9 protein-coding genes are annotated in these 12,356 nt (G+C 62.4%); 3 read left to right on the forward strand and 6 right to left on the reverse strand.

Translation table 11 applies throughout. The annotated features are described in order from the left end of the window. Positions 1-40 precede the first annotated feature (40 nt). The 3 genes from BIO17B3_RS13635 to istA all read right to left on the reverse strand — a co-directional run bounded on the left by BIO17B3_RS13635 (position 41) and on the right by istA (position 4,114). The gene (locus BIO17B3_RS13635) at positions 41-1,570 is read right to left on the reverse strand and encodes an IS3 family transposase (protein WP_156054440.1); all 1,530 of its coding nucleotides are present in this window, start codon (positions 1,568-1,570) and stop codon (positions 41-43) included. A 212-nt stretch (positions 1,571-1,782) separates the two neighbouring features. Beyond that, positions 1,783-2,601 (reverse strand): IS21-like element ISThsp2 family helper ATPase IstB, encoded by an 819-nt coding sequence (istB, locus tag BIO17B3_RS13640; protein WP_156054295.1) that lies wholly within the window; start codon positions 2,599-2,601, stop codon positions 1,783-1,785. Further along, positions 2,594-4,114 carry an IS21-like element ISThsp2 family transposase gene (gene istA / locus BIO17B3_RS13645; protein ID WP_156054441.1) on the reverse strand — a complete coding sequence of 507 codons (1,521 nt, stop codon included), beginning with the start codon at positions 4,112-4,114 and terminating at the stop codon, positions 2,594-2,596. Before istA ends, istB begins: the two co-directional genes overlap by 8 nt. Positions 4,115-4,371: 257 nt before the next feature. On the opposite strand from istA, the gene BIO17B3_RS13650 reads away from it, so the two are divergent. The 3 genes from BIO17B3_RS13650 to BIO17B3_RS13660 are packed head-to-tail and all read left to right on the forward strand — an operon-like array spanning position 4,372 to position 9,279. Then, the gene (locus BIO17B3_RS13650; protein WP_156054442.1) at positions 4,372-6,003 is read left to right on the forward strand and encodes an NADH-quinone oxidoreductase subunit L; all 1,632 of its coding nucleotides are present in this window, start codon (positions 4,372-4,374) and stop codon (positions 6,001-6,003) included. A 1-nt stretch (position 6,004) separates the two neighbouring features. Continuing rightward, entirely contained in the window at positions 6,005-8,554 is a 2,550-nt protein-coding gene (locus BIO17B3_RS13655) for a YbcC family protein (protein WP_156054443.1), read from the forward strand. A 47-nt stretch (positions 8,555-8,601) separates the two neighbouring features. Further along, positions 8,602-9,279, forward strand: coding sequence for a histidine phosphatase family protein (locus BIO17B3_RS13660; RefSeq protein ID WP_013122367.1), 678 nt, complete (start codon positions 8,602-8,604; stop codon positions 9,277-9,279). Positions 9,280-9,321: 42 nt separating this feature from the next. Here the strand turns inward: BIO17B3_RS13660 and BIO17B3_RS13665 are convergent, their stop codons facing one another. From BIO17B3_RS13665 to BIO17B3_RS13675, 3 genes are all read right to left on the reverse strand, one after another. Beyond that, positions 9,322-9,630: an antibiotic biosynthesis monooxygenase gene (locus BIO17B3_RS13665; RefSeq protein WP_156054444.1), complete on the reverse strand. Its 309-nt coding sequence runs from the start codon at positions 9,628-9,630 to the stop codon at positions 9,322-9,324. 24 nt (positions 9,631-9,654) lie between these two features. Then, a complete protein-coding gene (locus BIO17B3_RS13670; protein WP_156054445.1) occupies positions 9,655-10,419 on the reverse strand; it encodes an SDR family oxidoreductase in 765 nt (254 codons plus the stop codon). A 93-nt stretch (positions 10,420-10,512) separates the two neighbouring features. Continuing rightward, positions 10,513-12,321 (reverse strand): cation:proton antiporter, encoded by a 1,809-nt coding sequence (locus BIO17B3_RS13675; protein WP_156054446.1) that lies wholly within the window; start codon positions 12,319-12,321, stop codon positions 10,513-10,515. Positions 12,322-12,356 lie beyond the last annotated feature (35 nt).

Raw genomic sequence — 12,356 nt, forward strand, 5'->3', positions numbered from 1 at the left:
ATTTTGACCCACCGGGGGCGCGGCAGAAAACTTGGACTGGTTAAGCAGCTATTCCCAGATTTCTGCGGTACTCGACTGGGCTGCGGCAGCCCAGAGGCATCTTGATCCTTGATTCGTTGTACCAGCGGATGTACGAGTCCAAGGCCGAGCCGAACTCGTCGATGGTCGTGTTCAGCCAGTTGCGAGGGTAGAACAGTTCGTTCTTCAGGCGACCGAAGAAGCCTTCGCACGCCGCGTTGTCCGGCGAGCATGCCTTGCGTGACATCGAGCGGACGAGCTTCGCCTCGGCGATCCGTGACAGCCAACCAGGCCAGCGGTAGTGGCCGCCGCGATCGGAATGCACCACGGGCCGTCGGCTGCTGGCGGCAACCGTCTCGATGGCTGCGTCCAACATCGTGTTGACCAGCTCAGCGTCCGGGCGCGTGCCGATCGACCAGCTCACGACCATGCCATCGAAGCAATCGATCATCGGGGAAAGGTATACCTTGCCAGCAGGAATCTGGAACTCCGTGATGTCGGTGAGCCACTTCTCGTTCGGCGCGGCCGCGCTGAAATCTCGGTTCAGGAGGTTGTCCGGTGCCGGGCTGATCTCTCCCATGTACGAGCCGTATCGACGGCGCTTGGCTACGACCGGGACCAGACTCTCCTGCTTCATCAGTCGCCGAACAACCTTCTCGGAGATGTTCACGGACTGCTCGATGAGCGAGGCATGCATCCGGCGGTAGCCATAGCAGCGGTAGTTGCACTCGAAGATCTCGGCCATGGCGCGGCGCACCTCGACATACTTGTCGCCAGCCCCGAGCCGAGCCCGATGGTAGAAGTAGGAACTACGCGCCAGGCCAACGGCTCGCAGCAGATCCGGCAGCGCATAGGTCGGTCTCAGGGCATCAACTAGCTGTGTCTTCTCCCGATTCGTCAGGAGGTGCTGGTCGATGCCCAGGTCTTTTTTTAAGAGTTCATTCGCCTTCTTCAGCAGGTCATGCTCGAGTTGCAGGCGCTGGACGTCTCGGCGAAGCTCTTCGAGTTTTTGTTCCAGTTCGTCTCGCTGCTGGCTTGGCGAGGAATCGCGTTGGCGCTTCATGGATGCGGATACGTCGTGGCCGAGAAGCTGATTCTTCCAGATGTACAGCGATGGCCGTGACACGCCCAACTCTTGAGCCACCGCCTGGGCGCTTCCCTGTCGCGTGCACAGTGCGATGACCGCGGACTTTTTCATCGCGAGCGACAGCTCCTGGGCTCGGCCAACGATCCGCGCGCGAGACTCTGGGTGCTGCTCTTTGATCCAAGCGGAAAGCAGGTCCCTTGAGGGATAGCCCAATGTCTCGATCGTCATCGCGATGCAGCGGCCGTTCGCAAGGTAGTGCCCGACCGCCTGGTCCTTCTGCGCCTGCGTGTAATTCGGCGGGCGCACGTAGCCAGCGGGCAACTCGAGGCTCTGGACGTACTGCCGATGCCAGCTTCTGAGCGCGTTCTTCGTCGGATAGCCGAGCTGGCGGATGGTCAAGCCAACACGCTTGCCCAGCCTGATGTAGAGCTGCACGGCTCGCAGTCGATCCTCGTATGAATACATGAACTACCTCCAGAGTAGTCCAAGAATTCGTCCGCACCTCCACCGTGCCGATTCAATTTTGACCCGGGGTCTAAGGCCGACTGCGTCGCAGTCGGGTGTGGATAAGTCTACGGTTTTTGCGTGGGGTTGGCTCCTGGTTGGTGGGTTTGGATCCTTGGGGCAAGCTGCGCCGGGCGTAGCCCAGAGCGGCTTGCCCCAAGGGCTTGTGGGGGTCAAAGCGGTGTCTCGGGCTCAGCGGGCTGGGGTGCCTGTGCTGTGCCCGAACGCCTTTGCTCCCGCGCCTTGATGCGGGTCTTGGCGGTTTCCGTGCTGTGACGGAAGCGGTAGCTCTCGTTACCGGTTTCCAGAATGTGGCAGTGGTGTGTGAGCCGGTCGAGCAAAGCCGTGGTCATCTTCGCATCGATGAACACGCTAGACCACTCGCCGAAGGCCAGATTGGTCGTGATCAGCACGCTGGTGTGTTCGTAGAGCTTGGACAGCAGATGGAACAACAAAGCCCCGCCCGCCTGACTGAAGGGGAGATACCCCAGTTCATCGAGAATGACCAAGTCCATGCGCAAGAGGCTTGCTGCAATCCGCCCGGCTTTGCCCTGCGCCTTCTCCTGCTCCAGCGCGTTGACCCGATCGACGGTGGAGTAAAACCGCACCCGCTTGCCGTGCTGCGTGATGCCCGCCACGCCGATGGCCGTTCCAAGGTGCGACTTACCCGTGCCGGGCCCGCCCACCAGCACGACGTTGTGCGCGGCTTCGGTAAAGGCCATGCTGGCGAGTTGCCCCACCAGCTTGCGATCGACCCTTGAGGCATCAAAGTCAAACCCCGCCAGATCGCGGTGCACCGGGAAGCGGGCCGAGAGGATCTGATGACGCACCGAGCGCACGGCGCGATCTTCCTGCTCAGCCTGCAGCAAATGCTCAACGAGCCACTGCGCGACATCCAGCCTGGCGTTCGTCCCCAGACCTTGCAAATCGGCCCAGGCACCGGCCATGCCGTGCAGCCGCAACGCCTTGAGTTCCGCAATGACCTCACGCATGATCACGCTCCTCGTCAGTCACGCGCAGGCGGTCATAGCGGGCCGTGTCGGCGCGGGGTGGATCGGCCATCGTCAAGACCGTGGTGACCTCCGCAGGCTGGGGGCCGGTTTGCAGCCGTCCCATGACGTTGACAACGTGTTCCACGCTGATGCGCCCGGAGGGGGCCGTCGCCTCCAACACCAGATCGGCGGCCACCAGCACCGCCTCCAGCCCGGATGCGGGCACCAGAGCCAGCACCTGGGCCATGAGCCGGTCGCCCCCGTCTTGCCGCAGCAGCGCCTGGCGCAGTTGCTGCAAGGGCTTGGGCAGATCGGCAAACGGCGCGCCGTTGCGCAACGCCCCGGGTTTGCGTTGAATCAGCGGCACATAGTGCTGCCAGTCGTAGGTGGTCAGCCCCCGGTTGGCCAGCCGGGCATGGCGGGCCACACACACGCCGTCATGCGCCACGACCACCTCGGTGGGATACACCCGGGTGCTCACCCGCCGCCCGGCGAGTTCACAGGGCACGGAGTAACGATTGCCGGCCATGGCCACCAGACAGGTGCTGCTGACCTTGACCGTGTTGTCCACATAGCCGTCGAACGCTGTAGGCATGGGCATGAGGTGGGGCTGCTCGTGCTCGAGCATCTCGGCCACGGTGAACTGGCTGAACTCGGGATGGAAGATCTCCTGCCACAAGGCCCGGCAGCGCATGGCCAGCCAGGCGTTGAGTTCGGCAAAGGAGCGCCAGGGCGTCGACAGGGCCTCAATCCACACACGTCGCCTGCTGTCCTGGACGTTCTTCTCCACCACCCCCTTCTCCCAACCGGAAGCGACGTTGCAGAAGTCGGGGTCGAACAGGTCGTGGCTGCACATCGCCGCAAAGCGCGCGTTGACGTCGCGCTTCTTGCGCGGGTGCACTTTGTCGACGGCTGTCTTCATGTTGTCATAGATGCCGCGATGCGGCACTCCGCCGAAGGCGGCAAACCCCTGGGTATGGGCGTCAAACAGCATCTCGTGACCTTGGCTGGGATAGGCCCCCAGCCAGAAGGCACGGCTGGCGCACAGCTTGACGTGGGCAACCTGCACGCGGTACGGCACGCCGCCCACCACCATGCTCTCTTCACTCCAGTCGAACTGGAAGGCTTCGCCCAGCGCAAACGTCAAGGGCACGAAGGCGTGCACAGGGCTCGTGCCATCGGCCTGTCGCCAGGCGCGCAGTAAATCGGTGACGCGGCTGTAGGCGCCGTCATAGCCTTGTCGCTTCAACTCGGCATGCAATGCCCTGGCCGTGCGCCGCTGCGCTTTAGGACGCTGCGCATCAATGGCCACGGCCTGCCGGAGCCACTCCACATAGGGCGCGAGCTTGCGCGAGGGTTGTGTTCGCCGCGCCGCGTACCGCGGTACGACATCGCCCGGCTGGCGTAGCCAGGTACGCACCGTGTTGCGCGACAGCCCCGTACTGCGGGCAATCTCTCGAACGGATTTGTTCTGGCGGAAATGCATCCGCCGGATCTTGCCAATCATGTCCATGGTGATCACTCCTGCCCCCCGTGCCTAAAAAAGCAGCAGGGTAGGTGGAACACCCGGGTCAATTTTGCGTCGGCATAACCTTCAAAAGTGGGTCAATTTTCATTCGGCACGAACAATGCATCATGTCCGATCCTTTATGTATAGCTTTTTATCTATGGTTTTTATTCTAATTATTCATTATTAATTTTGTCAGGTACTCCATAGACTGAGTTCCGCTGCACCACTGATCTGCCGGAACAACCTCTAGGAGATATGCCATGTCGCCCTCATGGAATTCGCTCGGTCCACTGCTCGCCCTGTGCGTGCCCCTTGCCTTATTGGTCGTCGGCTGCGTTCCGACTGCGTGGGCCAACGCACGGCCTCGATTGATTGCACGGTTGAATGAAGCCATGGCCTGGCTGGCCTTCGTGCTGGCTATCACTGCTGGATTGCTCGGCACGCTGCAGGGCGCCACGCACACTTTCACCGTGGCATCCGCTGCGCTCCCTGCGGAACTGGGGCATCTGACCCTCTCGATTTATCTGAACGCGCTGACGATCATGATGCTGCTGCTGGTGTCCTTTGTGGGCGTGGTCGTATCGCGTTATTCCAAAAACTATCTTGCGGGCGACGCGCAACAGGGCCGGTTTCATAAGTGGCTCGCTTTGACCCTGGCCAGCATTCTCAGCTTGATCGTGTCGGGCAATCTTTTGATGTTCGCCTTGGCATGGATCGCCACCAGTCTGAGCTTGCATCAGCTTTTGATGTTTTACAGAAAGCGGCCGATTGCCGTGCTGTCTGCACACAAAAAATTCGTCGCCAGCCGCATCAGTGATGCCAGCCTTCTGCTCGCTATCGTTTTGATCGGCTCGACACTCCACACGCTGGAGTTCGAGCGCCTGTTTCAACTGATGGCGGCGTTCAGAGGCGAGATGCCGATGAAACTGCAGATCGCGAGTTACCTCATTGTTTTGAGCGCGGCATTGAAATCGGCGCAGTTTCCTCTGCATGGCTGGCTGCTGCAGGTCATGGAAGCACCGACACCGGTGTCGGCGCTTCTCCATGCGGGCATCGTGAATGCCGGAGCTTTTTTGGTGATTCGCATGAGCCCCATCCTGTCGCATTCCACAGGAGCGCTCGTCGCGCTGACCCTCATCGGGCTGGTCACCCTGGTGCTTGCTTCCCTGGTGATGTTGACGCAAACCAGCGTCAAGGTCTCTCTTGCCTGGTCAACCACTGCACAGATGGGATTCATGCTGCTCGAATGCGGCCTCGGGCTGTATAGCCTCGCCATGCTGCATCTCGTTGCACACTCGCTTTATAAAGCCCATGCTTTTCTGGCATCGGGCAGTGCAGTCGATGCCTTTCGGGCGCCCGCCCTGCAAGCGTCCCCCAAAGGCTTTGATCTTGTGCGGCTGATTGCCGCCCTCGCGCTCGGCGTGACCGCGTCACTCGGTATCGGCTCGCTACTGGGTGTCTATTGGCACGGGCAGGACACCTTGCTTGTTGTGGGCGTCATTCTGGCGGTGTCCATGAGTCAACTCGTGTTGCAGGCAGCCACGGCGCTGGGGCTGGTGCCTGCCTTGGTCATGGCGGGGGGGATGAGCGCGCTTCTATGCACGACCTACTTTGTGTTGCACGCATTGTTCGATCGCTTGCTGCTGAACAGTGTTTTGCCGGTGTCGGGGCTTGCTCACACGGCTTACAGCGTGCTCGTGCCCGTCGTGAGCGTGACATTCGTCGCGCTGTTGATGATGCAGCAATTCCTGCAGGCGAGTGCTTCTCCGGCGCGTTTCAGGCTGTATGTGCACCTCTACAACGGGCTGTATGTCGATGTCTATGTCACCCGTCTGCTGCAAAAGTTGTGGCCTGTTCCCCAAACCAATGACATTCAACTTCAAGGAGCTTGAGATGAACCTCGCCGACATGCCCACGCTGATGGAGCCAACCTTGTCGATTGATCCTCAGATCGACGCCGCCTGCGGCCGAATCGCGCCGCTCTGGCCGCTGAAGAATTTTGTGGCCGTCAATCCATTTTTTGGGCTGCGGGATCACGACTTTCAGAGCGCCTCTGATCTACTGGCTCGTGTCATGGGCACGAGCCTCTACATGCCGCGCACCTATTTCCAGGAGCAGGTGGCTCAAGGCCGGATCGGCAGCAAGGACATTCGCCAAGCGATCAGGCTCTGCGGCAGCACGCTCAGCCTGGAGGACGTTCAGGAAGCTCTGGCCACAGACCGCCCTCAGCCCCGCATGGGCATGGCGACCGTGAGTGATCTGCTCGACAAAGTCGAGGGAGGTCTGTGGACGCGATTTGTCGTTGAACGCATCAGCATGCACTGCGCCGCGTACTTCGACATCGGCCAGGCCGTCATTCCCATGCCCTATCGTGACCAATCGTTGTTTGCCGCCTGGCGGGAGACCGCCACCATTGACCAGAGCCCGGCGTTGATGGGGTTGCGTGGCCTGCGCGCTGCCATCGCCGAGGTTCCGCATGCCCCACGGGATGCGATTGCATGGGCCGTCGAGAAGCTCGACATTCCTGCAGAGGCCACCGAGCGCTATCTTCACGCCGCTTTGCTGAGCGTGGGGGGATGGGCCGCCTGGACGCGATACCTGAAGTGGCAAGCGGAGCTCTCAGGCCAGACCGATGCGTCGATCGTCGATCTTCTGGCGATTCGTCTGGTCTGGGATGTCTTGCTGTTTCAGGAGAAGGGCAGTGCTGCACTTCAGGCCCGCTGGCGGGAGATGCTCGCAGCCAGCATGCGTGCGCCATCGGCCAGACGCCGTGCGGCTGCGGAGGTCGACAGAATCTTGCTCAGTGCCATGGAAATCGGGTTTCAGAACTCGGTGCTCGCAGCGCTGAAAGAAGCACAGCGTCCGCAGCCGCTGCCGACGCCCCCCGCTGTGCAGGCTGCTTTTTGTATTGATGTCCGCTCAGAGATATTCCGCCGCTCGCTGGAAATCGTGGCGCCCTCGATACAGACCATCGGCTTTGCCGGGTTCTTCGGAATTTTCATTGAGGTCGTTCCGCTGGGCGCCGATTGCGGGCACTCTCATGTGCCGATTCTGTTCACCCCCAGCTATTGTTTGCAGGAGCAGGGTGGAGACGAAACGGATCAACTGCGTCAACAGCGCCGAGCTCGGTTGAAATGGGCGAAGGTGTGGAAGGGTTTTAAATTTTCGGCGTCCTCCTGTTTTTCTTTTGTGGAGTCTGCCGGGCTGACCTACGCGCCCAAACTTCTGTCGGACAGCATGGGCTGGTCTCGACCCGTTCCTGACCCTAAAACGCAGGGCATCGGCCGGAAAAGGGCGCTGGCTCTCTCGCCGAGTTTGTTGCCCAAGACAAGTGATGCGTGCTGCTCGCATCACGGCGCAACAGGAATTCCGCAGGACCAACGGGTTGAGAACGCGGAAAGAATCTTGCGTGCCATGGGCCTGACCGAGCCATTTGCGCGCCTTGTCTTGCTCGTTGGGCATGGCAGCAGTTCTGTGAACAATCCGCATGCCACGAGTCTGGACTGCGGCGCGTGTGCCGGACAAACAGGCGAGGCGAGTGCGAAAGTGGTTGCAGCGCTATTCAACGACAAGCAGGTTCGGGTGGAACTGGCACGCCGTGGCATTCTCATTCCAGAAGACACCTGGTTCCTGGCGGCCTTGCATGACACGACGACGGACATCGTCCAGGTGTTCGATGCGCATGCCGTACCGCATGACCTGGCGCCTGATCTCGCCAACCTTGAACGCGCACTCGAACAGGCTGGCGACTTGACCCGCATGCAGCGTGCTTCGTCGATGGGCATCGATGCAATGACAGATCGCGATGTCGCCCAGCATGTGCAGGCGCGCAGCCGGGATTGGTCGCAAGTGCGCCCTGAATGGGCGCTGGCCAATAACGCCGCCTTCATTGCTGCCCCCAGGTTCCGTACACGTGGCGCCGACCTTGGCGGGCGCGCCTTCTTGCATGACTATGTTTGGAAAAACGATGCCGACTTCAAGGTGCTCGAGCTCATCATGACCGCCCCGATGGTCGTCGCCAACTGGATCAACATGCAGTATTACGGCTCGGTTGTCGACAATTCACGCTTCGGAAGCGGCAACAAGGTGCTTCACAACGTGGTGGGTGGCGCCATCGGCGTTCTGGAAGGCAATGGAGGTGATCTGCGGGTGGGCCTGCCCCTGCAGTCTTTACATGACGGTAGCCGTTGGATGCATGAGCCTTTGCGGCTCAGTGTCTATCTGGAGGCGCCTGCTGAAGCGATCGACAACATCATTGCTCGCCATGAAATGATCCGCCAATTGGTGGACAACAAATGGCTTCACATTTTTCGCATTGACGAGAGCGCAGAGGTGATCCGGCGTTTGGTAACGGAGGACGGATGCTGCTGGCAACCAGTCAGCCTTGAAAGCGAAAAAGCGATGACGGCACAGAGTTCATTCCAGACGGCACTACGCCCCTGAGTGCGCCCGACATCACACTGTGTTCACGAGACACGCAGGAGAACCCAATGCCCACAAGAATTCTGCTCGTCCGTCATGGCGAGACCCGTCTGACGCTGGAAGACCGCTTTGCCGGATCGAACGATATATCGTTGTCGAACGAGGGTCGAGAGCAGGCTGCGAGCCTGGGAATCAGGTTGTCCAGCGTGTCCATCGCTGCGGTCTATGCCAGCCCGATGGCGCGAACCCTGGAAACCGCCCGGATCATCGCAGGCCCGCACAATCTGCCCGTGCAAATCGTTGATGCGCTGCGCGAGATCGACTACGGCAACTGGGAAGGCCTGACCCGGGACGAAGTCACCTGCCGATTTCCGCAGGCCTACAGCCTGTGGGAGGAAGACCCGCTACTGGTGGCGCCCGAAGGCGGGGAGTCGGGACTGAGCGTCATCCACCGGGCGTTGCCGATCATGCGCGAGATCATCGAGCGGCACCGGCATCAGACCGTGCTGGTCGTCTCGCACAAAGGCACCAATCGCCTGCTTGTCAGCAGCCTGCTGGGCCTGGATGCGCGCGGCTACCGCGAGCGCCTCGATCAAAGCCCCGCGGCGCTGACCATTCTCGATTTCATGAACGAGGTTCGCCCGCGCCTCAAGCTGTTCAACGACGTATCGCATTACCAGTCATATCCCGAGCGCGAGATTGCCGAACGCACCTCGAAATGGTGGCGTCCGACGGTGGAGGGCTGAGGGTGTTACGGCCGGGGCCGCGTACAGGCGCTCCTTCGGCGTTCAATGTTTCTGCGCTTCGGGCAAAGTCGTGAAGTGCTCGACCACCGGGGGCTGCGCGAAGTAGGGTCCGACAATCGCCCGCCACTGCGAGAATGCCTCGGACTGGCGAAAGCCCACGGTGTGGTCTTCCAGGGTGGCCCAGCGAATCATCAGCAGATAGCGTTCGGGCGCTTCAATCCCTTTGCGGATCTCGTAGCCCTCGAACCCTTTGGCATGCGCGATGACGGTGTTCACGCCATGGACGATGGCGGCTTCGAATTCGGCCTGACTGCCGGGCCGGATCTGAATATCAGCGAGTTCATGAATCATGTTGGGGAGTCTCCAGAGTTGGGTTCAACGTTCTTGATCGGTGGGGCGCATCAGGATTTCATTGATGTTCACATGCGCGGGCTGGCCGGCACAGAACACAATGGCGCGGGCGATGTCTGCGCTTTGCAACTGGCGCATGCTGTCGGCCCAGTTGTTGAGCGCCGTCTGCGTGGGCGCGTGGGCGATATGGTCGCGCAGCTCGGTCTGCGCCACGCCAGGCTCGATCACGGTGACGCGGATATTGTCTTTGAAGACCTCGCGCCGCAGCGATTCGCTAAAACCCACCACGCCCCATTTCGAGGCCGAATAGCCCCCGCCGTTGGGGTTGGCTTGCCGCCCGGCGGTGGAGGCCATGTTGAAAATGTGCCCGTCCTTCCTGGCGCGCATACCGGGCAGGGCGGCCTGGCAACTGGCCATGAGCGCGAGCAGGTTCAGCTGGATCATGTGCTGCCAGCGGGTCATGTCCGCACTGTCGATGGGCTCCAGGTACATGACCCCGGCGTTGTTGACCAGGATGTCGAGGCGGCCGAAATGCGCTTCGGTATCTTGCACGATGGCTTGCGCGGCTTTGACTTCGGCCAGGTCGGCAGGAAGAACAAGCACCTCGGCGCCCAGTGCGCGCAGGCGTGCGGCCAGAGCGTCCAGCCGGTCGCCGCGGCGTGCGCTCAGGGCCAGGCGCGCGCCAGCCTGCGCGAACAGTTCGGCGGTCGCTTCGCCGAAGCCGGATGAAGCGCCGGTGATGAGGACGACGCGATCTTTGAGCGATGCAGGAGCGAGATTCAGGGACATGTTTTTTCTCCTTGGGCAAAGCCAAAGACTGTACGCGCGTGGCGTGTTTTCTGCAGGCGCGCGAACGGCGAAACTCTGGTGCCCGATGTCGTCCTACGCAGCGCCATCCGGCACGGTCTTGGGCGCTTCGGTGCTGCCTTCCGCAGCCGTGGTCAGGTGCAGTTGGGCGTCGCCCTGGAGAATGTCTTCCAGCTCGGCGCGGGCGTTTTTCGACAGGGCGATGAGTGCGGCCCTGTCGTGAAACACGGCCTGCTGACGGTCGAGCACTCGCAGGTCGTGGGCGGTGAACAGCGCGACCACGCGGTCGGCATCGACCTCGGGCTGCACGGTCTGCAGTGCCCGCCGTCCCAGCTCCACGCTCGTGCCCCAGGTTTCGCGCAGCACTTCTTTCACGCCAAGCTCGCGCAGGCGCATGAGATGGGTGCGGTTGCGCGCCCGCGCCAGCAGCGGCACGTCGGGGAAGTGGGTGCGCAGCAGCTCGGCGATCTTCAGACTGGCCTCGACGTCATCGACGGCGAGGACGAACAGCCGGGCGTCCTGCACATGGGCGGCGCGCAGCAGCGACAGGCGGGTGGCGTCGCCGTAGTAGATCTTGTTGCCGAACTGGCGCACGAAATCCACCTGTTCGGCGCTGGCGTCCAGCGCGGTGAACGCCACGCCTTGCGCGTTGAGCAGCCTTCCGACGATTTGGCCGACGCGCCCGTAGCCCGCAATGACGACGGGCTGGCCGGGCTCGTCGATAGTGCTGAAGGGCGGCGCCTGACGGTTGCGCGCCCACGGCTGGATCAGCCGGTCGTTGAGGATGAGCAGAAACGGCGCCAGGGCCATGGAGACGGCCACCGCTACGGTCAGCAGCTCGGCGGTGGGGCCGTCGAGCAGACCGCCACTGCGCGCGCTGGTGAACAGCACGAAGGCGAATTCGCCGCCGCAGGCCAGCAAAATGGCCAGCGGACGGCTGAGCGCGTCGTCGCCGCCGATGAGCCGCCTCCCCGCATAGAGCGTGAGGGCCTTGAGCAGCAGAATGCCTGCCCCCAGGCCGAGCACTTGCAAGGGCTCGGCCATCACCAGCGGCAGCGCAATGCCCATGCCCACCGCGATGAAAAACAGGCCGAGCAGCAGGCTCTCGAAGGGCTCGATGGCCGCCTCCAACTCATGGCGGAATTCCGAATCGGCCAGCAGCACCCCGGCGAGAAACGCGCCCAGCGAGGCCGACAGCCCCACGCTGCTCAGCCCCACGCCGATGCCCACCGCGCCGAGCAGCGCGGCGGCGGCGAACAGTTCGCGGTTGCCGCCACCGAACCGCGCCACATAGCGGAACATGGTGGCCAACACCGGCCGTCCGGCCAGGGCCACGATCAGCAAAGCCGCCAGGGCGGGCCAACCCGGCGCCTGTCCGCCGGCGCCGGTGAGGGCGAGCAGCGCCAGGATGGGAATCACGCTCACATCCTGGAACAGCAGGATGGCGAAGGTCTCCCGGCCGAAGCGCGTGGTCAGCTCCCGGCGCTCGGCCAGCAGCGGCAGGATGTAGGCGGTGGACGACATCGCCAGCGCCACGCCCACCAGCGCGGCGCCCGTCCACCCCAGGCCCAGCGCCGCGGCGATGGCGGCAACCGGCAGCGCCACCCCGGCCATTTGCAGCGCGCCCAGGCCGAACACCTGCCGCCGCAGCGCCCACAGGCGGCTGGGCTGCAGTTCGAGACCAATGAGGAACATCAGCAGCGTGACGCCCAGCTCGGCAGTGTGCAGCACCGACTCCGGCCGGCTCACCACGCCCAGACCGTAAGGCCCGACGGCGATGCCCGCCACGAGATAGCCGAGCACCGAGCCCAGGCCGAAGCGTTTGAACAGTGGAACCAGCAGGACGCTGGCGGCCAGCAGGGTGAGCAGGGCGGTGGCGGACATGGGGCGATGGTACGAACAGCCGCCGTCTGCCGCTG

Origin of the sequence: Thiomonas sp. OC7, from assembly GCF_900634595.1 — a bacterium.
Taxonomy (GTDB): Bacteria; Pseudomonadota; Gammaproteobacteria; order Burkholderiales; family Burkholderiaceae_C; genus Thiomonas; species Thiomonas arsenitoxydans.